The sequence below is a fragment of the Amycolatopsis sp. NPDC088138 genome (genome assembly GCF_044741685.1).
Taxonomy (GTDB): domain Bacteria; phylum Actinomycetota; class Actinomycetes; order Mycobacteriales; family Pseudonocardiaceae; genus Amycolatopsis.
Map to the genome: position 1 here is coordinate 640,973 of NZ_JBIUTB010000006.1, position 23,263 is coordinate 664,235.

Here is a 23,263-nt window from a genome sequence, read left to right on the forward strand (position 1 = left end):
CTGACGGCATCCGCTGCATTTCCCCCGAGTCGCCATCAGAAAGGGGGAGGGAACATGACGGCACCCGAGCACGTCCCGGTGCTGCTCGACCGGATCGTCGAGCTGTTCGCTCCCGTGTTCACCGACCGCGACGCGACCCTGGTGGACGCGACCGTCGGGCTCGGCGGGCATTCCGACGCCCTCCTCGAAGCCTTCCCGCGCCTGCGCCTCGTCGCGCTGGACCGCGACCCCGCCGCGCTCGAACGCTCCGGTGAACGCCTGGCCCGCCACGGCGACCGCGTCGACCTCGTGCACACCGTCTACGACGGACTCCCCGAAGCGATCGAGGAACTGGGACTGTCCCGTGTGGACGGCATCCTCTTCGACCTCGGCGTCTCGTCGATGCAGCTGGACCGCGCCGAACGCGGGTTCGCGTACTCGAAGGACGCGCCGCTCGACATGCGGATGGACCCGACCACCGGGTTCACCGCCGCCGACGTCCTCAACACCTACACCCCCGGCGAGCTGATCCGGATCCTGCGCGAATACGGCGAAGAGCGGTTCGCGCAGCGGATCGTCCGCGCGGTCGTCAACGCCCGCGAGAAGGAGCCGTTCACGATGAGCGGGCGCCTGGTCGAGCTGCTCTACGACGCCGTCCCGGCGGCGAGCAGGCGCACCGGCGGGCACCCGGCCAAGCGGACGTTCCAGGCGCTGCGGATCGAGGTCAACGGCGAGCTCGAAGTGCTGCGCCGGGCCATGCCCGCCGCGCTGGGCGCGCTCGCCGTCGGCGGCCGGATCGTCGTCGAGTCCTACCAGTCACTGGAAGACCGCCTGGTCAAGCAGGCGCTGGCCGAGCTCGCGAAGTCCCGCACGCCGGAAGGACTTCCGGTGGAGCTGCCGGGACACGGACCGGAGCTGAAGCTCCTGACCCGAGGGGCCGAAAAGGCCGGCGAAGAGGAGACCGAACACAACCCGCGTGCCGCTTCGGTGCGGTTGCGGGCCGCCGAGAGGATCGGAGAGCCGCGATGACCGCTCCCACGAAGCGCCGGGCCGGCGGGCCCGCGACGCGCAAGCGTGCCGAGCCCGCGCGCGGGACCACCGTCGAAACGGAACCGCAGAAGGCGGAACCGGGCAAGGCCGCGCCCCGGCGCGCCTCGCGCGGGCGGACGTCCGCGGCCGAGCGCGCCTACGCGCGCCGCGCCCAGCGCGCCGACCTGCTGAAGGAGCGTGATCCCCGTCCCGCGCCGAAGGCCGAGCGGGTGTCGGCCGAGCGCGGCCGGGACGTGCCGAAGCCCAAGGTGCAGCTGAAGCTGCGGCTGCCGAAGTCGCGGGCGTCGTTCGTGCTGCTGATGATGGCGCTGCTGGCCGCCGGTGTGGCGACCACGCTGTGGCTGACCACGCAGGCGATCGCCGACTCCTACCGCCTCGAGCAGCTGCGCAGCACCAACTCGAGCCTGGCGGAGACGAAGGAGCAGCTGCAGCGCGACGTCGCCAAGGCGGAGTCGCCCGCGTCGCTGTCCCCCGCGGCCCAGCAGCTCGGCATGGTGCCCGGCGGCGACCCGGCGCGGATCCTCGTCGGCCCCGACGGGAAGACGTCGCTGGTCGGCGAGCCCAAGAAGGCCAAGGCCGACACCCCGCCGGTGCCGGCCGCGCCGCCCGCCGCGCCCGCCGCGGGCACGCAGTCGGAGCAGGGCGCGCCCATCGAGGGCGACCAGCCCGCGGTGCCCGCCGAAGACCAGCCCGCGCCGCCGGCCCAGCCCGGGGGCCAGTGATGGCCTCGAGCCGGGGTGGCCAGTCCCGGGCGCGCGCCGCGGGCAGCGCGCGGCGGACCTACGCCGCCGGGACCCGCAGCGCCACCGCGCGCCGGGGCAACGGCGGCCACCGCAGCCGGTTCTCCGCGGTGCGCCTCATCCTGGTCGCCGTGCTCCTCGTCGCGGGCGTGAAACTGGTGCAGGTGCAGTGGTTCGACGCGGGCGAGCTGTCGCTGGCCGCGGAGAAGCAGCGCACCCAGACCATCGACATCCCCGCCCAGCGCGGGTCCATTGTGGACCGCAACGGCGCCAAGCTGGCGTTCAGCGTCGAGGTCCGCACGCTGTCGGTGAACCTCAAGGCGTTCCGCAAGAACATGGCCGACCTGGCCGCGAAGACGCCGGGGACGAAGAAGACGTTCGACAGCGAGACCGCCGCGGCCGCCAAGTACATCGCGGCCAAGGTGCCGGGCCAGCTCACCGAGCAGCAGCTGCTGGACCTGTTCCACAAGCAGGCGTCGTTCACCTACCTGGAGAACAACGTCGAGCCGTCGGTCGCCGCCGACATCGTCAAGCAGTTCGCGTGGATCAGCGTCGAGAAGCGCGCGTTGCGGGAGTACCCGGGCGGCAGCCTGGCCGCCAACATCGTCGGCGCGGCGAACTGGCGCTCCGACGACCCGGTCGTCTCCAAGCACAACCTGCACGGCCTGGTCGGTCTCGAAGCGGTGCGCGACAACGACCTGGCCGGCACGCCGGGCCGGATGCTGGTCAACACCAAGAACGGCAGCGACAACGTCGTCATCCCGGGCACCGAACGCGACCTGCAGGCTGCCGTCCCGGGGTCGGACCTGGAGCTGACGATCGACTCCGACCTGCAGTACGAGGTGCAGCGGCAGCTCTCGGACTACGTCCAGCAGTCGCACGCCAAGGGCGGGCAGGCCGTGGTCATGGACTCGAAGACCGGCGAGGTCTACGCGCTGGCCAACGACCGGACGTTCGACCCCAACGACCCGTCGACCTGGACGAACGAGGACCTGGCCAACCCCGCGGTCACCACGCCGTTCGAACCCGGCTCGGTCAACAAGATCGTCACCGCCACCGGGGCGATCGACTACGGCGTCGCGACGCCCGAGTCGACGGTCCAGGTGCCCGGCGCGCTGCAGGTGGCCGACAAGACCGTGCACGACGCGTGGACCCACGGCACGCAGACGTTCACCACCGCCGGGATCTTCGCCAAGTCGTCCAACATCGGCACGCTGCTGCTGGCGCAGAAGATCGGCGAGGAACGCTACGTCGACCTGCTCAAGAAGTTCGGCCTCGGCCAGCGCACCGGCGTCGGCCTGCCCGGCGAGAGCGCGGGGTTCGTGCCGGCCCGCAGCCAGTGGTCGGCGACCACCTTCGGCAACCTGCCGATCGGGCAGGGCCTGTCGATGACCGTGCTGCAGATGGCCGGGATGTACCAGGCGATCGCGAACGACGGCCTGCGCGTCGAACCCCGGATCGTCAAGGCGAAGGTGAACCCGGACGGCACGACGGTGCCCGAGCCGGCACCGAAGACGGTGCAGGTGGTTCCCCCGCAGACGGCGAAGACGGTGCGCGACATGATGCGCGCGGTCGCGCAGAACGGCAAGGGCCTGCAGAAGGGCACCGCGCCGACGGCGGCGGTCGAGGGTTACCAGATCTCCGGCAAGACCGGGACCGGCCAGCAGATCGACCCGCGGACGAAGCTGTACAGCGACCACCTCTACAACATCACCTTCGCCGGCATCCTGCCCGCGGACCACCCGCGGTTCGTGGTCGGCATCCGGCTGGACGCGCCGGACACGACGCTGCCGGTGGGCCACTCCGCCGCGCCGCTGTTCCACACGATCGCGTCCTACCTGACGCAGCGGTTCCAGATCCCGCTGTCCGACGGCCCCGCGCCGGAGGTCCCGCTCATCGTGCCGTGAGCACGATCCGTGAAGGCCCCCTTACCGCTTTGTGGTCCGTGAAGGCCACCTTGAGGGACTCAGAGTCCCTCAAGGTGGCCTTCACGGCTTTTCCGCCGGTCATCGTCCACATCGGCCGGACGCGTGCGGGAAAGTGTTGCGGGGCAAGGGGGTCCGCGACGGCGTTTAGCACATGTGCCCGACCCGCACGCAATCGCCGTACCGCGTGAGGGCCCCCGAACCGCCCGCCGGTAGCCTCTTGGCCGTGTCCGTGTCCTCGTCCAGTTCCCCGGTGCCGGAGAGCCCGGTGAAAGCGGTCCCCGCACCGCCGCGCCCGGCGCGCATCGTCCCGGTCCCGCTGGCGACGCTGCTCGCCAGGGCGGACGCCCGGCTGATCGCCGAGTCACCCGACGCCGCCGACCTCACCGTCACCGGCACCACCCTGCGGGCGCAGCACGTGCTGCCCGGTGACCTGTTCGCCGCGCTGCCCGGCGCCCGCGTGCACGGCGCCGACTTCAGCGACCAGGCGATCGCCGCCGGCGCCGTCGCGGTCCTCACCGACGCCGCCGGGGCCGAGCGGCCCGCACTGCGCGACGCCGGCGTCCCGATCCTCGTGCACGCCGACCCGCGCGCCGCCCTCGGCGAGATCGCCGCCTGGATCTACGGCGAGCCGTCGCTGCGGCTGTCCGTGCTCGGCGTCACCGGCACCTCCGGCAAGACCACGACCTCTTACCTGGTCGACGCCGGGCTCGAGGCCGCCGGGCTGACCACCGGCATGATCGGCACGGTCGAGACCCGCATCGCCGGCGAACGCCTGGTCAGCGGGTTCACCACGCCGGAGGCCCCGGACCTGCAGGCGCTGTTCGCGGTGATGCTCGAACGCGGCGTCACGCACGTGGCGATGGAGGTCTCCAGCCACGCGCTCGCGCTGGGCCGGGTCAACGGCACCCGGTTCGCGGTCGGCGCGTTCACCAACCTCTCCCAGGACCACCTGGACTTCCACAAGGACATGCAGGAGTACTTCGCCGCGAAGGCGCTGCTGTTCGACGGCCGCTCGACCACCGAGGTCGTCGTGGTCGACAGCGCGTGGGGGCAGGCGCTGCTCACCCCGCAGACGATCACCGTGTCGACCGATCCCGGCACCGACGCCGCGTGGAAGGCCACCGACCTGGAGGCCACCCCGCACGGTGAGCAGACGTTCACCCTGCACGGCCCGGACGGCGTGTCCGCACCCGCCCGGATCCCGCTGCCCGGCGAGTTCAACGTCGCCAACGCCGTGCTCGCCGCCGCGATCCTGAGCACCGCCGGGGTGGGCCTGGAGCACATCGTCACCGGGCTCGCGCAGGTGCAGGTGCCGGGCCGGATGGAGCGGGTGCACGTCGGCCAGGACTTCACCGCCGTCGTCGACTACGCCCACAAGCCGGCCGCGGTCGCGCAGGGCCTGGACGCGCTGCGGGCGCGCACCGAGGGCCGGATCATCACCGTGCTCGGCTGCGGCGGCGACCGGGACACCGCGAAGCGCCCCATGATGGGCGAGGCGGCGGCCCGCCGCAGTGACGTCCTGATCGTCACCGACGACAACCCGCGTTCCGAAGACCCCGCGGCCATCCGGGCCGCGATGCTGGCCGGCGCCCGTGGCGTCGGCCCCGCCGAGGGCGGCGAGATCGTCGAAATCGGCGACCGCCGCGAGGCCATCGCCCGCGCCGTGGCGCTGGCCGGGCCGGGCGACATCGTCTTCCTCGCCGGCAAGGGGCACGAGACCGGCCAGGCGGCCGGCGGCGTCGTGCACCCGTTCTCCGACCGCGACGAGCTGGCCGCGGCCATCCGCAACAAACTCGAGGTGAGTGTGTGATCGTGCTCAGCCTGGCCGAGATCGCCGACGTCGTCGGCGGCCGGCTGCACCGCGCCGACCCGGGCGCGCAGGTGACCGGCAGCGTGGAGTTCGACACCCGGCAGCTCGTCCCCGGCGGCCTGTTCGTCGCCCTGCCGGGGGAGAAGGTCGACGGCCACGACTTCGCGGCCAAGGCCGCCGAGTCCGGTGCCGTCGCCGTGCTCGCCGCCCGTGAGGTCGACGCGCCCGCGATCGTCGTGCCGCCCCTGGCGCCCGGCGAGGCGCACGAGCGGTCGGTCGCGCTGACCGGCGACAAGGACGGCTCCGGCGCCGCGGTGCTGGCCGCGCTGGCCAAGCTCGCCCGGTTCGTCGTGCAGCGCCTCGCCGAAGGCACCCTGACCGTCGTCGGCGTCACCGGATCGTCGGGCAAGACGTCGACGAAGGACGTCATCGCCCAGCTGCTCGAGCCGCTCGGCCCGACGGTCGCGCCGCCCGGGTCGTTCAACAACGAGCTGGGCCACCCGTGGACCGCGCTGCGGGCCGACGCGGACACCCGGCACCTGGTGCTGGAGCTGTCCGCGCGCGGGCCGGGGCACATCGCCCACCTCGCCGAGATCGCCCCGCCGAAGATCGGTGTCGTGCTCAACGTCGGCACCGCGCACGTCGGCGAGTTCGGCTCCCGCGAGGGCATCGCGAAGACCAAGGGCGAGCTGGTCGAGGCGCTGCCGGAAGACGGCGTCGCGGTCCTCAACCTGGACGACCCGCTGGTCGCGGCCATGGCGAGCCGGACGAAGGCCCGCGTGGTGTTCGTCGGCGAAAGCCCTTCCGCGCAGGTCCGCGCGGAGAACATCACCCTCGACGGCGAGGCCCGCGCGTCCTTCCGGCTGGTCACCCCGGCCGGCGCGGCGGACGTGACGCTGCCGCTGCACGGCGAGCACCACGTCGGCAACGCGCTGTCCGCCGCCGCGGTCGCCCTGGAGCTGGGCGCGACCCCGGCGGAGATCGCCGCCGGGCTCTCGTCGCTCGAACGGCGGTCCGCGCGGCGCATGGAGGTCGTCACCCGCGAAGACGGCGTCACGATCCTCAACGACTCCTTCAACGCCAACCCCGAGTCGATGCGGGCCGGCCTGAAGGCGCTCGCGGCGATGACCCGGGAGAGCGGCCGCCGGTCCTGGGCCGTGCTCGGCGTGATGGGCGAGCTCGGCGCGGACGCGATCACCGCGCACGACGAGATCGGCCGGCTCGTCGTGCGGCTCAACATCGCCAAGCTCGTCGTGATCGGCCCCGAGGCGGCGGCCATGCACCAGGGGGCGCACCAGGAGGGTTCCTGGGGCGAGGAGTCGATCCTGGTACCCGACGTCGAGGCCGCCGCCGCCCTGCTGCATGATCAGCTCCGTCCCGGGGACGTCGTGCTGGTCAAGGCCTCCAAGGCCGCCGGTCTCTGGCGTGTCGCCGAAGCCCTGCTCGACCCCCGGGAAACCGACAACTCCGAAACACGCTCGAACGGTGGTGACGCGTGATCAGCATCCTGATCGCGGCCGCGGCGGGCCTGCTGGTCTCCATCATGCTCACGCCCTACCTCATCCGGGTCTTCTCCCGGCAGGGCTTCGGGCAGGAGATCCGCGAGGAAGGCCCCCAGGGACACAAGTCCAAGCGCGGTACCCCGACCATGGGCGGTGTCGCGATCATCATCGCGATGGTCGTCGGGTACTTCGCCGCGCACCTGATCAACTGGATGGTCAACTCCAAGAGCGGCGCGCCGACGGTCTCCGGGCTGCTCGTGCTGATGCTCGCCGTGGGGCTGGGCGTCGTCGGGTTCCTCGACGACTTCATCAAGATCCGCAAGCAGCGCAACCTCGGGCTGAACAAGACCGCGAAGCTGGTCGGCCAGCTGGTGGTCACGGTCGCCTTCGCGGTCCTGGCGCTGAACTTCCCGAACGAGCAGGGCATCACTCCGGCGTCGGAGAGCCTCTCCTACGCCCGTGACCTCGCCCTGATCACGTTCCCGTCGATCATCTTCGTGATCTTCTGCTACATCGTGATCTCGGGCTGGTCGAACGCGGTGAACTTCACCGACGGCCTCGACGGCCTGGCCGGCGGCTCGGCGGCGATGGTGCTGGCGACCTACGTGGTCATCTCGTTCTGGCAGGAGCGGCTGTCCTGCGCGAACGGCCCGGCGCAAGCCTGTTACTACGTGCGGGACCCGCTGGACCTGGCGGTGGTCGCCGCGGCGGCGACCGGCGCGTGTGTCGGGTTCCTCTGGTGGAACGCGGCCCCGGCGAAGATCTTCATGGGCGACACCGGTTCGCTGGCCCTCGGCGGCCTGGTCGCCGGGCTGTCGATGACCACCCGCACCGAGCTGCTCGCCATCGTCATCGGCGGCCTGTTCATGGTCGAGATGATCTCGGTGGTCGCGCAGATCGCGGTCTTCCGGACCACGCGGCGAAGGCTGTTCCGGATGGCGCCCTTCCACCACCACTTCGAGCTCGCCGGGTGGGCCGAAACCACGGTGATCATCCGGTTCTGGTTACTCTCGGCGATCTGCTGCATGTTCGGGCTCGGCCTGTTCTACAGCGAGCAGCTCGGAGGCTGACGTGGATTTGGCCGGTTCGCACGTCCTGGTCGCCGGTGCCGGGGTCACCGGCAAGTCGATCGTCCCCGCGCTGACGGCGCTGGGCGCGCGCGTCACGGTCACCGACGGCAACGCCGAACGTCTCGCGGAGCTGGAAGGCCTGGGCGCCGAGCTGGTGCCCGGGCTCACCGAGCCCCCCGAAGGCACCGCGCTGGTCGTCACCAGCCCCGGCTGGCGGCCGACGTCGCCGCTGCTGGTGGCCGCCGCCGAGGCGGGGGTCGAGGTCATCGGCGACGTCGAGCTGGCCTGGCGGGTCGGGCAGCTGCGCGAGCACCCGCCGTCGTGGCTGGTCATCACCGGCACGAACGGCAAGACGACCACCGCCGGCATGCTCGAGTCGATCCTCAAGGCGGGCGGCGCCAACGCCGTGGCCTGCGGGAACATCGGCTACGCGGCCCTGGACGCCGTCCAGGCGGGGTACGACGTGCTGGCCGTGGAGCTCTCGAGCTTCCAGCTGCACTGGTCCTCGACGCTGGCACCGGACGCCGCGGTGGTGCTGAACCTGGCCGAGGACCACATCGACTGGCACGGCTCGATGGACGAGTACGCGGCGGCCAAGGGCCGGGCCTACACCCACGCCAGGATCGTCGTGCACAACGCCGACGACGAGTGGTCGGTGAAGATCGCCGACGACCACGCGTCCGAGGACGCCCGGCGCGTGGCGTTCCGGCTGGACACGCCGTCCGTCGGCGAGCTGGGCCTGGTCGAGGACCTGCTGGTCGACCGTGCTTTTGTCGCCGACCCGGCGACCAGCGCCGAGGAGCTGGCCACGCTGGCCGACGTCCGCCCGGCCGGCCCGCACAACGTCTCCAACGCCCTCGCCGCGGCTGCGCTGGCCCGCGCCCACGGCGTCACGCCCGACGCCGTGCTGAAGGGCCTTCGCGAGTACCAGCCGGCCCCGCACCGGGCCGTCGAGGTCGCTGAGGTGGCCGGCGTCCGGTACGTCAACGACTCCAAGGCGACCAACCCGCACGCGGCCGCCGGGTCGCTGCGCGCGCACGAAAGCATCGTCTGGATCGCCGGGGGCCAGCTCAAGGGCGCTTCGGTGGACGAACTGGTGATCACCATCGCCGGCCGCCTGCGCGGAGTTGTGCTACTCGGTGTCGATTCACCCGTGATCGCCGCCGCGGTTGCGCGACACGCGCCGGATGTCCCGGTGAACAGCCTCCGTCCGGGTGACCATGAACCCATGACTGCGGCGGTGAGTGCGGCCAGCGCGATGGCCCGGCCAGGTGACGTGGTGCTGCTCGCACCCGCCGCGGCGTCGTTGGACATGTTCCGCAATTACGGCGAACGCGGCGACGCGTTCGCCGCGGCGGTGCACGTCCTCCGCGACGACGCAGCGGGGGCGCCGCGTGACGGTCACTGAGCCCAAGCCCTCCGCCGCCCCGAAACGGCCGCGCCGGGAGCGCAAGGAAAGCGGCTTCGTCGCCTTCCGCACCGCGCTGACCGCGTGGCTTTCGCGCCCGCTGGCCTCGTTCCACCTCGTGCTCGCCCTCACCGGCGTGCTCACCGTCATCGGCGTCGTCATGGTGCTCTCGGCCTCGTCGGTCGACTCGTACAACCCGAAGACCGGCAGCGGCGTGTACGCGCAGTTCACCAAGCACCTGGTGTTCGTCGCGCTCGGCGGGGTCGTGTTCTGGCTGGGCATGCGGGTCAAGCTGGAGCGGATCCGGCGCATGTCGGCCACCGCGACGGTGATCTGCCTCGGCCTGCTGGTCCTGGTGCTGACCCCGCTGGGCTCGACGGTCAACGGCTCGCAGGGCTGGTTCCGGCTCGGCGACTTCACGTTCCAGCCGGTCGAGGCCGCGAAGGTCGCGCTCGCGTTCTGGGGCGCGCACATCCTGGTGATCAAGTACAACGTGATCCACCAGTGGCGGCACCTGCTGGTGCCGGTGGTGCCGATCGCGCTGCTGATGTTCGCCCTGGTCATGCTGCAGCCCGACCTCGGCGGCACGGTCACCCTGGCCGTGGTGCTGCTGGCCCTGCTGTGGTTCGCCGGCGCGCCGAAACGGCTGTTCGGCGTCATCCTCGCGGGCGGCCTGGCCGGTGTCCTCGTGCTGGCGCTGATCGCGCCCTACCGCCTCGTGCGCGTCATGTCGTTCCTCTCGCCGGACCCCGACACGAGCGCCGCGGGCTTCCAGGCCAACCAGGCCAAGCTCGCCCTCGCCGACGGCGGCCTGCTCGGGAAGGGGCTCGGCCAGGGCGCGTCCAACTGGGGCTACCTGCCGAACGTGCAGAACGACTTCATCTTCGCCCTGATCGGCGAGGAGCTCGGGCTGGTCGGCTGCGTCGTCGTGCTGGCCCTGTTCGCCGGGGTCGCCGTCGTGGGCCTGCGGATCGCCACCCGCAACATCGACCCGTGGATCCGGATCGTCTCCGGCACGCTGACCGTGTTCCTCGTGGCGCAGGCCGGCATCAACATCGGCTACGTCGTCGGCCTGCTGCCCGTCACCGGCGTCACGCTGCCGCTGATCTCCTACGGCGGCACCTCGCTGGTGATCACCATGCTCATCATGGGCGTGCTCGCGAACGCCGCCCGGCACGAACCGGAGGCGGTGGCCGCGCTGCGGACACAGGGGCCGGGTAAATTCGGGCGTCTGCTGCGGCTGCCCGCGCCCGACCCGTACCGCCCGCCCGCCACGCGCAAGGGGGCGGCGCGCGCTGGGGCGAAGGCGGCCAGGCCCGCGCCCCGTGCGGCGCGGCCCGCCCCGGCGCAGGAACGGCGCAAGTCGGTCCGCGAGCCGGTGCGCCGCAGCGCGGCACGGACGAGCACGGCCACGTCTCGCGGGGCCGCGCGGACAACAGCGAGCCGTGGTACCCGGAGTACCGCGAACCGGAGAGGTCATTGGTGAGTAAGCCCGTCAAGGGAACCGAGCGATCAGCCGCGGGCAAGGCGCCCGTGGTCGTGGTCGCCGGTGGTGGCACCGCAGGACACATCGAACCCGCACTCGCCCTGGCCGACGCCGTCATGCGGCTGCGCCCGGACGCGACGGTGGTCGCGCTCGGCACCGAGCGCGGCCTGGAGAACAAGCTCGTCCCCGCCCGCGGGTACGCCCTCGAGCTGATCCCGCCGGTGCCGCTGCCCCGCAAGCCGACGCCGGAGCTGCTTCGGCTGCCGCTGAAGGTTCGCGACTCGGTGCGCAAGACCCGTGAGGTGCTGGAGCGGGTCGGCGCGGACGTCGTCGTCGGCTTCGGCGGTTACGTCGCCCTCCCGGCCTACCTGGCCGCGCGCGGGCGCACCCCGATCGTCGTGCACGAGGCCAACCAGTCGCCGGGCCTGGCCAACAAGGTCGGCGCGCGGTTCGCCGCGCGGGTCGCGGTCGCCGTCCCCGGCACGCCGCTGCCGAAGGCCGAGGTCGTCGGGATCCCGTTGCGCCGGTCGATCACGTCGCTCGACCGGGCCGCGCTGCGCGCCGAGGCCCGCAAGCACTTCGGGCTGGACCCGGACGCACCCACGCTGCTGGTGTTCGGCGGTTCGCAGGGCGCGCAGTCGATCAACAGCGCGGTGTCCGGCGCGGCGAAGGAGCTGGCCGACGCCGGCATCGGCGTGCTGCACGCGCACGGCCCGAAGAACACCCTGGTCGTGCAGGAGTTCCCGGGGAAGCCGGCCTACGTGCCGGTGCCCTACCTGGAGCGGATGGACCTGGCCTACGCGGCGGCCGACGTCGCCGTGTGCCGCTCGGGCGCGATGACCGTCGCCGAGGTGACGGCGGTCGGGCTGCCCGCGGTGTTCGTCCCGCTGCCGCACGGCAACGGCGAGCAGGCGACCAACGCCCGCCCGGCCGTCACGGCCGGTGCGGCGCTGATGGTCGAGGACGCCGACCTCACCGCGGCGAAGATCGCCGAGCTGGTGGTCCCGCTGACCGTCGACGCCGACCGGGTCGCGAAGATGGGCGCGGCGGCGGTCGGCATGGGCCACCGCGAAGCCGACGAACTGCTCGCGAAGATCGTCCTGGAGGCCGCAGGTGCCTGAGCTACCCGAAGAACTGCGCCGCGCGCACCTGATCGGGATCGGCGGCGCCGGCATGTCCGGCATCGCGCGGATCCTGCTGGCCCGCGGGGCCTTCGTCTCGGGCTCGGACGCCAAGGAGTCCCGCGCGCTGCTGTCGCTGCGGGCCCAGGGTGCCGAGCTGTTCGTCGGCCAGCGCGCTTCCAACCTCGACGAGCTGGCCGAGCCGCCTTCGTCGGTCGTCGTCTCGACGGCGATCAAGGAGACCAACCCCGAGCTGGCCGCCGCGCGCGCCGCCGGGATCCCGGTGCTGCACCGGGCGCAGGCACTGGCCGGGCTGATGGAAGGCCACCGCGTCGCCTGCATCGCGGGCACGCACGGCAAGACGTCGACGACGTCGATGCTCACGGTGGCGCTGCAGCACTGCCGGCTCGACCCGTCGTTCGCCATCGGCGGCGACCTCAACGAGTCCGGCGCCAACGCCCACCACGGTGAGGGCGGCGTCTTCGTCGCCGAGGCCGACGAGAGCGACGGCTCGTTCCTGACCTACTCGCCGTCGGTCGCGGTCGTGACCAACGTCGAGCCGGACCACCTGGACCACCACGGCACCGCCGAGGCCTACACCAAGGTGTTCACCGAGTTCGTCGGCCGGATCGTGCCGGGCGGGCTGCTGATCGTCTGCGGTGACGACCCCGCGGCCGACGACCTGGGCGACCAGGCCGCGGAGCTGGGCGTCCGCGTCCGCCGCTACGGCCGGACCGTCACGAGCGAAGGTGACGCCCGCATCCTCGACTACACCCCGGCGCCGGACGGCGGCGTCGTCAAGCTCGCGCTCGACGGCGGCGAGCTGTCGGTGCGGGTCGCGGTGCCGGGTGAGCACATGGCGCTCAACGCGGTCGCCGCGCTGCTCGCCGGGCTCGAGCTGGGCGCGCCCGCTACCGAGCTGGCCGAAGGCCTTGCCGCGTTCGGTGGGGTGCGCCGCCGGTTCGAGTTCAAGGGCCGCTCCGGCGACGTCCGCGTCTACGACGACTACGCCCACCACCCGACCGAGGTGGCCGCGCAGCTGCGCGCGGTGCGGACCGCGGCCGGCACCGGCCGGGTCGTCGTCGTGTTCCAGCCGCACCTGTACTCGCGGACCAAGCTGTTCTCGGCGGAGTTCGCCGCGGCCCTGTCCCTGGCGGACGAAGTCGTCGTGCTGGACGTCTACGGCGCCCGCGAGGAGCCGGAGCCGGGCGTGAACGGCGCGCTGATCGCGGACGCCGTCACCGTGCCGGTGCACTACGAGCCCGCGTTCGACGTCGCCGCCGGCCTGGTCGCCGGGCTGGTCAAGGGCAACGACCTGGTCGTCACCATGGGTGCCGGCGACGTGACGCAGCTGGGCCCGGAGATCCTCGCCGAGCTGGACAAGCGCTGAGACGATGAGTTCGACCAGCCAGCGCCGCCGTCCGTCCGAAGAGGACGAACGGGATCGTGCTGCCCTGGTGCGGGAGCGGCGGGGGCGGCGCTCGGACGAGGAGCGCCGCCGGACCCGCACCGCCACCCGGCCGAAGCCGGCCGCGCGGAACCGGCCGAACCGCCAGGTCGAGATCCGCCGCCGGTGGGTCGCGCTGCTCAGCGTGCTGACTCTGGTCGCGCTGGTCTACCTGCTGTTCTTCAGCTCGATGCTCGGGGCGAAGGACGTCTCGGTCACGGGTTCGCGCACGGTGACGGCCGACCAGATCCGCGCCACGGCGGCCGTCCCCATCGGCAAGCCGCTGCTGCGGCTGAGCACCGACGAGATCCGCGACCGCGTCGCGGCGATGCCGGGCATCTCGACCGTCGAGGTGTCGCGCTCGTGGCCGAGCACGGTCGAGATCACGGTCACCGAGCGCACGGCGATCGCGTTCTTCGACAGCGGCCCGGGCGGCGACGGCGTCCACCTGGTCGACGGCGGCGGCGTGGTCTTCAAGACGGTGCCGGCCCGGCCCGCGGGCCTCCCGGAGCTGAAGCTGCCGAAGGTCTCGGCGGACGACCCGGTGACCCGCGCGGTCACGGCGGTCCTCGGCGTGATCCCGGAGCAGCTGCTCAAGCAGGTCACGACGGCGACGGCGAAGACCCCGGCGAGCGTGGAGTTCACCCTGTCGAGCGGCAAGATCGTCCGCTGGGGAACCGCGGAGCAGACGGACCGCAAGGCCAAGGTCCTGGCCGCGCTCTTGACCCAGGACGGCAAGGTCTACGACGTCGCGGCGCCTGAGTTGCCGACGATCACTTCCTGACGCGGCATCTTGTCACTGGAGCTGATCGGTATTATTCGTGTCCTGTGACTCGCGCCCGTCAGGGAGCTCCTAGAAACACTGCACCGCAAACAGTGTGAGGCTGACTCACGATCAGCCGCCGAGCAGCACCCGGCCTGCTGCTTGTCTCCGGGAGTCTGAGTAAGCGAATCACGGCAACTTCATACAGCTCGTCAGCAACACCGGCACCGGGGCCGGTGTAAGCCGTCATGGAGTTGTCTTGTTGTTGCTGGTTGTGCCTCTGTGCACCCTCGTCGCCTTCATTGCCGTGCTCGGTCTTGCGGCTTTCATCGTGCACAAGACCGGAGACACAAAGGGGCTTCGCGACCTCGCGATCCTGGTTCGCGCGGTGCGTCCCCCGTGGCCGTTCAAGTGGCCCCGTCGGCACTGAGGCTCCCGGCAAACTATGTGCCCGACTTCTCGTATGCCGTACGATCTCGTACGCCATACGAAACCGAGGAGGGTGTCATGACGATCCTGGTGACCGGGGCGACCGGCAGCGTCGGACGGCTGGTCGTGGACGAACTGCTGGCCGCGGGCAAGCCCGTGCGGGCCCTGACCATCGACCCCGAGCGGGCGAAACTCCCCACGGAAGCCGAGGTGGTCGTCGGGTCACTCGCGAAGCCGGAGACACTGCCCCTCAAGGGAATCGAGGCCGTCTACCTGGCACCGATGGCCCGGACCGTGCGGCGGTTCTGCGAGCTGGCGGCCGACGCCGGCGTCGAACGGGTCGTCGCGCTGTCCGGCAGCAGTGTCGGTGACGGCCACGAGGCCTCCAGCGGCAACGCGTACGCCGTCGTCGAAGCCGAGGTCGAGAAGGCCGGCTTCGCGTGGACCTTCCTGCGTCCCGGGTCCTTCATGGACAACACCCTCGACTGGGCGGGCATGGTGCGCGCCGGCGAGGTGCGGATGGCCTACGGCGACTCGACGCAGACGCCCATCGACCTCGGTGACATCGCCGCGGTCGCCGCTCGCGTGCTCACCACCGACGGGCACGTCGGCGCCACGCACGTCCTCAGTGGACCGGAGGCCATCAGCCTGCGCGGCCAGGTCGAGACCCTCGCGGCCGTGCTGGGCAAGGACATCCGGTTCCACGAGCTGACCCCGGACGAGCAACGCGCGTTGTGGCTCGGCTTCGGCGTCCCCGAGCAGGTCGCCGACTGGCTGCTGACCGGTTTCGAGGCGACCGCCCGGCATCCGCAGGTGCCGACCGGGGTCGTCGAGGACCTCCTGGGACGGCCGGGGACGACCTACGCCGAGTGGGCCGGCACGCGCCGGGCGCACTTCGCCTAGCCGACGCAGGGAACGCGGTCCCAGATGTTGTTGTCGGGGCAGGAAGCAACAACCGGCGGGGCGGCCTCGGCGGCCGGGACGAGGGTGAGCGCGGCGGCGATCGCCACGACGACGGGAAGCGTGATGCGGGCGAGTGTGGCCACGGTCGGCTCCTGGGTGCGCGGAAAAGTACGGACGTACCGATTGTGACCGCCGCGGCACTGGCAGAAACCCGGGATTGTTCAGATCCAGCCACGTTCCTTGGCCAGCAGCGCCGTCTGGAACCGGTTGCCCGCGCCGAGCTTGAGCATCAGGTCGGCGACGTGCTTGCGGAACGTCCGGACCGACACGCCCATCTCGCGGGCGCCGAGCTCGTCCTTGTCCGCCTGGCAGAGGATCGCCAGCACCTGCTTCTCCGTGGTGCTCAACCCGGATCGCGCGGCGGTGTCGGCCGCGCCCACCGGTGTCGCCTGCCGCCAGACGCGCTCGAACAGGCTCACCATGCTCGCGACCAGCCCCGGCTGCGCGACGACGACGGCACCGCTTTTGCTGTCCTCGACGTCGATCGGGGCGACGAAGACCGAGCGGTCGTAGAGGATCAGCCGTTCGAGGTCGGTGCCCTCGGCGGTGCGGACCTCGGCACCGTGCGCGCACAGGTCGAGCAGGTAGGCGCGGGTCCGGTCGTCCTCGAGGATCTCCGCCCGCACCACCGTGCGCATCCGGACGCCGCGGCGCAGGCAGCGCAGGTCGAGCGGCCGCGCGGCGGAGATCGTCTCGGGCGTCCACGGCCCGCCCGGCTGCAGGCCCATGATTTCGGTGCGGGCGAAGAACGACAGCTCGTCGAGCTTCTCCCGGATGCTGTCGATGCCCTGGATGTGCTGGATCTCGGGCCGGGACGCGCGGCTCGCGGTGGCCGTGAAGTCTTCGCTCAGTGAGCGGATCCGGCTCCGGCACGCGTCGAGCCGGGACACCTGCTCCCGCAGCCGGCTGATCTCGACCGCGATCAGGTTCTCCAGCGCGATCGCCGGGTCCAGCGCGTCGAAGGTCTGCGTGTCGGCCTGCCGCACCAGCCCGAGCCGGACGAGCTCGCGGACGATCCCGGCGGTTTCCGCGCGGTCGAGGTGCAGGGATTCGGCGAGACCGGCGACGGTCACGGTCTTTTCCCGCAGGCAACGGCGGTACGCCAGCTCGGCGGTTTCGTCGAGCCCGAGGTCCGCGAGGCTCATGGATCGCTCCCCTGGGTAGCTGCCCAAGGGCGTACGGTAGCAGTTTCGCCTTACCCCGGCAGCGGCCATACCAGGGCGAGAACGGGGGAAACGACGCGGATTTCGGTGACGCTCCGTCAGCGCCGCAGGAACTCGGCGCGGACCTCCCGGACGGTGTCGGCGACGTCGGCGGTGCCGTCCAGCACCCGGACGTCGAGGGCGCCGAACTCGGCGAACATCAGGTCCCGCAGGTCTTTCTGGTAGGCGACGAAGCCGTCGCGCGTCGGGCGGGCGCCGTAGTGGGACAGCGGGCCGAGCCCGCAGCCGTACCCGCGCCGCCACGCCTTCTCCGGCGCGATGTCGAGGTAGAACACCCTGGCAGGCTGGGGAAAGCTCCGCCACCAGTCGAACATCGGGTTGTCCGCGACACCGGAGAGGCGGCACTGGGCGAGCATCTTGTAGTAGTACGCGTCGACGACGACCGGGCGGCCGTCGCCGACCTGGGTCAGCCGGTCGCGCAGGTGGATCACCGCGGTCTGCAGCAGCGCGGCGAGGAAGTCGGGGGAGTACGTGGCGCCGAGCCCGGGCAGCACCCGGGTGTCGAGCTCGCGGTGCAGCCGGGCGATCAGCTCCTGGCCGGGCCCGAGCAGCGCCTGGTCGAAGGACAGGACGTGGGCGTCCTCCCGCAGGGCGCCGAACGCGCTCGGGTCGCCCGCGCGGTCGCCGCCCACCAGGACGACGAACTCGGCGGCGCCGGGCACCCGGTCACGGCCGGTGTCCACGCTGTGCAGCCGGCCGATCGGCCGAGCGAGAGCGCAGGCGGTCGCGCCGCCGTCGATGCTGGTCAAGCCGCCGTGTGCTGTCATGGCACCCTCCGGAACCCAGCGTCCCAGCCGGCCGGCGGGTGCGGCGGCTCGCCGTCCGTCAGGTTCCTGCAGCCGTGCTGCAGGAAGTTCACGCCCGGGTGCGGGTCATCCCGGCCAGTGCGAGCAGCGGGAGCACGCCGGCGAAGACGGCGACGGCGCTCCAGCCGCCGAGGTGGTAGGCGATCGAGCCGGCCTGCGAGCCGATCGCGCCGCCGACGAAGAACGTCGCCAGGTAGATGCTGTTGATCCGGGCGCGCGCCGACGGGTCGAGCTGGTAGATCGTGTGCTGGCCGACGACGAGGGTCGCCTGCACCGCCGCGTCGATCGCGATCGCGGCGATCGCGAGCAGGACGACGCTGTGCGCGCCCAGCCCGGCGACCGCGAAGGCGGCCGCGCACACGATGAACGCGGTCGTGGTGAGCCGCCGGCCGTGCCCCTGGTCGGCCCAGCGCCCGGCGAGCGGCGCGATCAGGGCCCCGCCCGCGCCGGCGAGCGCGAACAGGCCGACGCCGAGCTGGGAGTAGTTGAACGGCGGGGCTGTCAGCACGAACGCGATGGTCGTCCAGAAAGCACTGAAGGCGCCGTACATCGCGGACTGGAAGAGCGCGCGGTGGCGCAGCGAGGGGTGTTTCCGCACCATCGCCAGCGTCGAGCGGATCAGCTGCCCGTAGCCGACGTCGGTCTTGGGCGCCCGCTTCGGCAGGCTGAACCGCAGCACGAACGCGAGCACGGCCATCGCCACGGCGGAGATGAGGAAGACCACGCGCCAGCTCGTGACCTCCGCGAGGAAGCTGGCGATCACGCGCGAGAGCAGGATGCCGAACACGAGCCCGCTGACCACGCGCCCGACGATCCGGCCGCGGATGTGGTCCGGGGCGAGGTCGGCGGCGAACGGGATGAGGATCTGCACGACCACCGACGTCGTCCCGACGAGCAGGGAAGCCAGCAGCAGCACGGCGAACCCGGGCGCGAGCCCGGTGACGACGAGGCCCGCGCAGGCCACGCCGAGCAGGGTGGAGACGAGGGTGCGGTTCTCGAGCCGGTCGCCGAGCGGGACGAGCAGCAGCATGCCCGCGGCGTACCCGATCTGCGTCGCGGTGACGACCCCGCCGGCGGCCGCCTCGCCGACGCCGAAGGTGTGCCGCAGTTCGGCGAGCAGCGGCTGGGCGTAGTACAGGTTGGCGACGGTCAGTCCACAAGAGACGGCCAGGAGCAGCACGAGCCAGCCGGGCGGGGCTTCCTGCTGTGGCTTCGTCTCGGTCATCTTCACCCCTCGGGAACCGGTTTGATCGGTTCCCGGACGGTACCAGTCGAACCGGTTCCCGAGGTATGGTGACGTGCATGACAGAGCGGTTCCGGTCGGGCGCGGGCAGGCTGTGCCTCGATTTCGTGCGCACGCTGCGGTATCGGGGCACTTCCGATGCTACGGAGGAGCTGCCGGACGGGGCTTCCTTGCGCGCGTGGATCGAGGAGTTCAGCTCGTTCGGAGAAGCGCCCGCATCGGACGCCATGGCTCGCGACGCGAGAGCGTTGCGGGAATCGATCCACGAGTTGCTCACCAGCGCGGTGGTGCGACCCGTGGTCCGGCAGCGGGTGAACCGTTTCGCGGCAGCGCCGGTCCCGGCGCCCGCGCTCACGCCGGCGGGCGAACTCCGCTGGCACGCTTCGGATCCCGTGCCGTCGGTATTGGCGTTGCTGGCGCGGGACGCGCTCGAACTGGCGACCTCACCGGCGTTGTCGAGGGTCCGCCACTGCGCGGGGGAACGGTGCGGGGCGCTGTTCCTGGACACGTCCCGCCCGGGGACACGGCGGTGGTGCTCGATGGACGTCTGCGGGAACCAGGCGAAGAAGTCGACTTATCGAGCCAAAGCGGCCCGCTGACGACGAAACGGCCGCCCCGCCGAAGCGGGGCGGCCGTTCAAATGCACCTCAGACGAGGGCCGCGTCCAGGGTGATCGTGGTGCCGGCCAGTGCCTTCGACACCGGGCACGTCTTCTCGGCCGTCTCCGCGTACTCCGCGAACTGCTCCGCGCTCACGCCGGGCAGGGCCGCGCGCAGGGTGATCGCGATGCCGCTGATCTCGAAGCCGCCGCCGGCGGCCGGGCCGAGGGTGACCTCCGCGCTGACGTCGATCGAGTCCGCCGTCAGCTTCTGGGCCTCCAGCACGCCCGACAGGTTCATCGCGAGGCACGACGAGTGCGCCGCGGCGATGAGCTCTTCGGGGCTGGTCTGGCCGTCCGGGTTGCCCGCGCGGGTCGGGAACGAGACGGAGAACGTGCCGGCGTTGGACGAGTCCAGGGTGACTTCGCCCTTCCCCTTCTGCAGTCCGCCGGTCCAGTGGGTGGTCGCGTCACGGCTGGGCATCAAGGCCTCCAGGTGGGTACGCGGCGGCCGACGCTGTCAGCCGCCGCAGGGTTTCGATCAGGTGGTGCCGTTCGGTGTCGTCGAGGCCCAGTGCGCAGCCGATGGCCGGGGGGACGCCGGTGGCGCGCTCGCGCGTCGCCCGGCCCTCCTCGGTCAGGCTGACCACCACGGTGCGTTCGTCCGCGGGCAGGCGTGCCCGCGTCACCAGCCCGTTGGCCTCGAGTCGTTTGAGCAGCGGGGAAAGCGTGCCGTAGTCCAGGTGCAGCCGCTCGCCGATCTCCTTGACCGGCCGGTCGTCGGACTCCCACAGCACCAGCAGCACCAGGTACTGCGGGTACGTGAGGCCCAGCTCGCCGAGCAGCGGACGGTACGTGTCCGTCACCGCCCGGTGCGCCGCGTACAGCGCGAAGCAGGCTTGCTCGTCCAGCAGGAACTCGTTCGGCACGTCCATAAACCTAGCCCACGATTACATCGTGCGCAAGGTAATCGCCGAAGAGCGCTGTGGTCGCGCAGCGCTCGTCGATGGAGGATTCTGGCCGTCCAGCGTCCCAAAACCTCCATCGACACCTCACGGCCATGCGCTCAGCCGAGTGCGGGCCGCAGGCCGTAACCCGGAAAACCTGTCGGTGGTGCCTGGCAGACTCCAGCCCATGACCGAACGACCGGACCGCCCGAAGATCCCGCTCACCGGCGGCGAGCGGGAGATCCTCACCAGCCTGCTCGACTACCACCGCGCCACCGTCGCCTGGAAGAGCGGCGGGCTGAGCCCGGACCAGGCCCGGCGGGTCCACCTGCCCAGCGAGCTGACGACCGTCGCCGGCCTGGTCGCGCACCTCACGCTCAACGAGTGGTTCTGGTTCGCCGTGGTCGTCGACGGCGAGCCGGACACCTGGGAGGAGAAGCTGGAGCAGGACCCGGACGCGGAGTTCCGGGTCTCGCCCGACGCGTCGATGGCGCAACTGCTCGCCGACTACGAAACCCAGTGCGCCCGCAGCCGCCAAATCACCGCCGCCCACGACCTCGCCGACGAGGTGACGCACAAGGCCGAGACGTTCAACGTCCGCTGGGTCGTGGCGCACATGATCGAGGAGACCGCCCGGCACGTCGGCCACCTCGACGTCCTGCGCGAGCTGACCGACGGCCTCACCGGGGAGTGACGCGCTTGGGCGGCAACGGGAAGAACCCGCTGGTGCGCTCGACGTAGTGCGCGTACGCCGGGCGCGTGCGGGCCATTCCCTTCTCCAGCAACGGTTTCCCCGTGCCGCGAGCCAGCGTGAACGTCATGGCGATCGGGGAGAGGATCGTCAGCGCGCCCGGCCACGTCGAACACGCCAGGAGGTACAGGCCCCACCAGACGCACGCGTCGCCGAAGTAGTTCGGGTGCCGCGTGTAGCGCCACAGCCCGGTGTCGAGCACCTTGCCCTTGTTCGCCGGGTCGGTCTTGAAGCGGCGCAGCTGGTCGTCGCCGATCGTTTCGAAGCCGAACCCGACCAGCCACACCGCGACGCCGAGCCAGCCCAGCACGCCGATCCCGGTGCCGTACTGCGCGAACTGCACCGGCAGCGAAACGAAGTACAGCACCACGGCCTGCACCAGGTACACGCGCACGAACATCTTCGCCGGCGAGGCCTTCTCGGCCATCCGCACGTACCGCGGGTCCTCCGGCAGCTTGTGGTTGCGCAGGTGCAGGTGCACCGACAGCCGCACGCCCCAGACGACGGTCAGCGCCGTGACGACCAGCCGCAGCGAGAGCGGCCCGTCGCCGAACGGGAACGCGGCCAGCGCGACGATCGCGAAGCCGAGCCCCCAGAACGTGTCGATCGTGTCGTAGCGCCGGCGCGCCCGCGCGATCCCGAAGGTCACCACCACCGCCACGACCGTGACGCCGGCGGTGACCAGCAGCGTGCCGCCCAGGGGCATCAGAGCCACTCCCGGGTCGCCGGCATGCCGCTGACGCCGTTCACGTCCGGTCGCACACTCAGGATCTGGTCCACACCCATCCGGTTCTCCTCGAACGCCAGCGCCCCGCCCACCAGGTAGAGGCGCCACACCCGCGCGCCGGTCTCCCCGATGAGCGCGACGACGTCGGCCCAGTTCTCCTCCAGGGTGTCGGCCCAGGCGCGCACCGTCCAGACGTAGTGCTCGCGCATCGCGTGGACGTCACGCACCTCGAGGCCCGCGGTTTCGAGGTGTTCGACGGTCCGGCCGACCGGGCGCATGGTCATGTCGGGCGCGATGTAGCGCTCGATGAACGCGCCGCCACCGGGGGCGACGTTGCCGCGGGACATCTGCTGGATCAGCACCCGCCCGCCGGGCTTGACCATCTTGTGCAGCGTCGCGGCGTAGGTCGGGTAGTTGATTTCTCCGACGTGCTCGCCCATCTCGATCGACGCCACCGCGTCGAACGGCGCGTCCGGCAGCTCGCGGTAGTCCTGGCGCCGGACCTCGACGCGGTCTTCGAGGTCGTGCTGGGCCAGCCGGCCGCGGATGTGCTGCAGCTGCTCGGCCGAGAGCGTGATGCCGACGGCGTGCACGCCGTGGTGCTTGGCCGCGTGGACCAGCAGCGAACCCCAGCCGCAGCCGATGTCGAGCAGCCGCATGCCCGGGCGCAGGCCCAGCTTGCGGCAGATCATCTCCAGCTTGTCCGACTGCGCCTCCGCCAGGCCGTAGCCCGGCTCGTCGGAGGTGAAGTACGCGCTGGAGTAGGCCATCGACTCGTCCAGCAGCAGCTGGTAGAAGGCGTTGCCCAGGTCGTAGTGGTGGGCGATGGCGGACTTGTCGCGCAGCAGGCTGTGCAGCTTCCCCGACAGCCGGGCCTCTTCGGCGGGCGGCTTGGGCGGGAGCCCGAAGACCCCGAGCTTCCCGGCGAGCTTCGCGGCTTCCGCCCACTCGCGCGGGCCCAGCTTCACCCGGTTCAGCTCACCCGCGCGGGTGAGGGACCAGATCCGGCGGAAGCCGTCGGCGAGATCGCCTTCGACGTCGAGGTCACCGGTGACGTAGGCGCGGGCGAGACCCAGCTCACCCGGCGCGAAGAGGAGGCGGCGGAGGGCGCGGCGGTTGCGCAGCACCACGGTGGGCGCGTCCACTGGTCCGGCGCGGGTTCCGTCCCACGTCCGGAGGCCGATGGGGAGCTGCCCGCCGAGGAGCTTTTCGGCGAACGAGGCGAGGCGGTGCGCGGTGCTGTTCGGCATGTCCGGGATTCGCTCCGTCCTG

General features: G+C 71.8%; 22 protein-coding genes. 14 read left to right on the top strand and 8 right to left on the bottom strand.

Translation table 11 applies throughout. The features are described from left to right. Positions 1-54 precede the first annotated feature (54 nt). The 12 genes from rsmH (at position 55) to ACIOD2_RS35000 (ending at position 15,636) form a co-directional block, all read left to right on the top strand. Positions 55-1,008, top strand: coding sequence for a 16S rRNA (cytosine(1402)-N(4))-methyltransferase RsmH (gene rsmH, locus ACIOD2_RS34945; RefSeq protein ID WP_400547974.1), 954 nt, complete (start codon positions 55-57; stop codon positions 1,006-1,008). Then, complete coding sequence (locus ACIOD2_RS34950; protein WP_400547977.1) at positions 1,005-1,751, top strand: hypothetical protein; 747 nt, start codon at positions 1,005-1,007, stop codon at positions 1,749-1,751. The genes rsmH and ACIOD2_RS34950 overlap by 4 nt, the downstream gene beginning before the upstream one ends. After that, positions 1,751-3,676: a peptidoglycan D,D-transpeptidase FtsI family protein gene (locus ACIOD2_RS34955; RefSeq protein WP_400547980.1), complete on the top strand. Its 1,926-nt coding sequence runs from the start codon at positions 1,751-1,753 to the stop codon at positions 3,674-3,676. The genes ACIOD2_RS34950 and ACIOD2_RS34955 overlap by 1 nt, the downstream gene beginning before the upstream one ends. 286 nt (positions 3,677-3,962) lie before the next feature. Beyond that, positions 3,963-5,507, top strand: a complete 1,545-nt coding sequence (locus ACIOD2_RS34960) for a UDP-N-acetylmuramoyl-L-alanyl-D-glutamate--2,6-diaminopimelate ligase (protein ID WP_400548910.1) — start codon at positions 3,963-3,965, stop codon at positions 5,505-5,507. After that, a complete protein-coding gene (gene murF, locus ACIOD2_RS34965; protein WP_400547983.1) occupies positions 5,504-7,006 on the top strand; it encodes a UDP-N-acetylmuramoyl-tripeptide--D-alanyl-D-alanine ligase in 1,503 nt (500 codons plus the stop codon). The genes ACIOD2_RS34960 and murF overlap by 4 nt, the downstream gene beginning before the upstream one ends. After that, positions 7,003-8,079 (top strand): phospho-N-acetylmuramoyl-pentapeptide-transferase, encoded by a 1,077-nt coding sequence (mraY, locus tag ACIOD2_RS34970; protein ID WP_323331408.1) that lies wholly within the window; start codon positions 7,003-7,005, stop codon positions 8,077-8,079. The genes murF and mraY overlap by 4 nt, the downstream gene beginning before the upstream one ends. A 1-nt stretch (position 8,080) precedes the next feature. Then, entirely contained in the window at positions 8,081-9,487 is a 1,407-nt protein-coding gene (gene murD / locus ACIOD2_RS34975; protein WP_400547987.1) for a UDP-N-acetylmuramoyl-L-alanine--D-glutamate ligase, read from the top strand. Then, positions 9,474-10,973: a putative lipid II flippase FtsW gene (gene ftsW / locus ACIOD2_RS34980; protein WP_400547990.1), complete on the top strand. Its 1,500-nt coding sequence runs from the start codon at positions 9,474-9,476 to the stop codon at positions 10,971-10,973. The genes murD and ftsW overlap by 14 nt, the downstream gene beginning before the upstream one ends. Further along, complete coding sequence (murG, locus tag ACIOD2_RS34985; RefSeq protein ID WP_400547993.1) at positions 10,970-12,094, top strand: undecaprenyldiphospho-muramoylpentapeptide beta-N-acetylglucosaminyltransferase; 1,125 nt, start codon at positions 10,970-10,972, stop codon at positions 12,092-12,094. The genes ftsW and murG overlap by 4 nt, the downstream gene beginning before the upstream one ends. After that, positions 12,087-13,484, top strand: a complete 1,398-nt coding sequence (murC, locus tag ACIOD2_RS34990; RefSeq protein ID WP_400547996.1) for a UDP-N-acetylmuramate--L-alanine ligase — start codon at positions 12,087-12,089, stop codon at positions 13,482-13,484. Before murG ends, murC begins: the two co-directional genes overlap by 8 nt. 4 nt (positions 13,485-13,488) lie before the next feature. Further along, entirely contained in the window at positions 13,489-14,325 is an 837-nt protein-coding gene (locus ACIOD2_RS34995) for a cell division protein FtsQ/DivIB (RefSeq protein WP_400547999.1), read from the top strand. A 486-nt stretch (positions 14,326-14,811) separates the two neighbouring features. Then, the gene (locus ACIOD2_RS35000) at positions 14,812-15,636 is read left to right on the top strand and encodes an NAD(P)H-binding protein (RefSeq protein WP_400548002.1); all 825 of its coding nucleotides are present in this window, start codon (positions 14,812-14,814) and stop codon (positions 15,634-15,636) included. Here ACIOD2_RS35000 and ACIOD2_RS35005 read toward each other — a convergent pair. The 4 genes from ACIOD2_RS35005 to ACIOD2_RS35020 all read right to left on the bottom strand — a co-directional run bounded on the left by ACIOD2_RS35005 (position 15,633) and on the right by ACIOD2_RS35020 (position 18,950). Beyond that, positions 15,633-15,779: a hypothetical protein gene (locus tag ACIOD2_RS35005; protein ID WP_400548005.1), complete on the bottom strand. Its 147-nt coding sequence runs from the start codon at positions 15,777-15,779 to the stop codon at positions 15,633-15,635. The genes ACIOD2_RS35000 and ACIOD2_RS35005 overlap by 4 nt on opposite strands. A gap of 78 nt (positions 15,780-15,857) precedes the next feature. Beyond that, complete coding sequence (locus ACIOD2_RS35010) at positions 15,858-16,841, bottom strand: LuxR C-terminal-related transcriptional regulator (protein ID WP_400548008.1); 984 nt, start codon at positions 16,839-16,841, stop codon at positions 15,858-15,860. 116 nt (positions 16,842-16,957) lie between these two features. Continuing rightward, positions 16,958-17,686 carry a hypothetical protein gene (locus ACIOD2_RS35015; protein WP_400548011.1) on the bottom strand — a complete coding sequence of 243 codons (729 nt, stop codon included), beginning with the start codon at positions 17,684-17,686 and terminating at the stop codon, positions 16,958-16,960. A gap of 88 nt (positions 17,687-17,774) precedes the next feature. After that, positions 17,775-18,950: an MFS transporter gene (locus tag ACIOD2_RS35020; protein ID WP_400548014.1), complete on the bottom strand. Its 1,176-nt coding sequence runs from the start codon at positions 18,948-18,950 to the stop codon at positions 17,775-17,777. 77 nt (positions 18,951-19,027) lie between these two features. Here ACIOD2_RS35020 and ACIOD2_RS35025 point away from each other — a divergent pair, with 77 nt between their 5' ends. Then, a complete protein-coding gene (locus ACIOD2_RS35025) occupies positions 19,028-19,567 on the top strand; it encodes a CGNR zinc finger domain-containing protein (protein WP_400548017.1) in 540 nt (179 codons plus the stop codon). A gap of 48 nt (positions 19,568-19,615) precedes the next feature. Here ACIOD2_RS35025 and ACIOD2_RS35030 read toward each other — a convergent pair whose 3' ends face one another. Together ACIOD2_RS35030 and ACIOD2_RS35035 are read right to left on the bottom strand one after the other, a co-directional pair. Next, a complete protein-coding gene (locus ACIOD2_RS35030; RefSeq protein WP_400548020.1) occupies positions 19,616-20,050 on the bottom strand; it encodes an OsmC family peroxiredoxin in 435 nt (144 codons plus the stop codon). Further along, positions 20,037-20,501: a MarR family winged helix-turn-helix transcriptional regulator gene (locus ACIOD2_RS35035; RefSeq protein ID WP_400548023.1), complete on the bottom strand. Its 465-nt coding sequence runs from the start codon at positions 20,499-20,501 to the stop codon at positions 20,037-20,039. Before ACIOD2_RS35035 ends, ACIOD2_RS35030 begins: the two co-directional genes overlap by 14 nt. A gap of 199 nt (positions 20,502-20,700) precedes the next feature. On the opposite strand from ACIOD2_RS35035, the gene ACIOD2_RS35040 reads away from it, so the two are divergent. Then, positions 20,701-21,207, top strand: coding sequence for a DinB family protein (locus ACIOD2_RS35040; protein ID WP_400548026.1), 507 nt, complete (start codon positions 20,701-20,703; stop codon positions 21,205-21,207). On the opposite strand, the gene ACIOD2_RS35045 is transcribed toward ACIOD2_RS35040, so the two are convergent. Both ACIOD2_RS35045 and ACIOD2_RS35050 read right to left on the bottom strand, forming a co-directional pair. After that, positions 21,194-21,970 carry a DUF1295 domain-containing protein gene (locus ACIOD2_RS35045; RefSeq protein WP_400548029.1) on the bottom strand — a complete coding sequence of 259 codons (777 nt, stop codon included), beginning with the start codon at positions 21,968-21,970 and terminating at the stop codon, positions 21,194-21,196. The two genes, ACIOD2_RS35040 and ACIOD2_RS35045, sit on opposite strands and share 14 nt — an antisense overlap. Further along, positions 21,970-23,241: a class I SAM-dependent methyltransferase gene (locus ACIOD2_RS35050; protein WP_400548032.1), complete on the bottom strand. Its 1,272-nt coding sequence runs from the start codon at positions 23,239-23,241 to the stop codon at positions 21,970-21,972. Before ACIOD2_RS35050 ends, ACIOD2_RS35045 begins: the two co-directional genes overlap by 1 nt. Positions 23,242-23,263 lie beyond the last annotated feature (22 nt).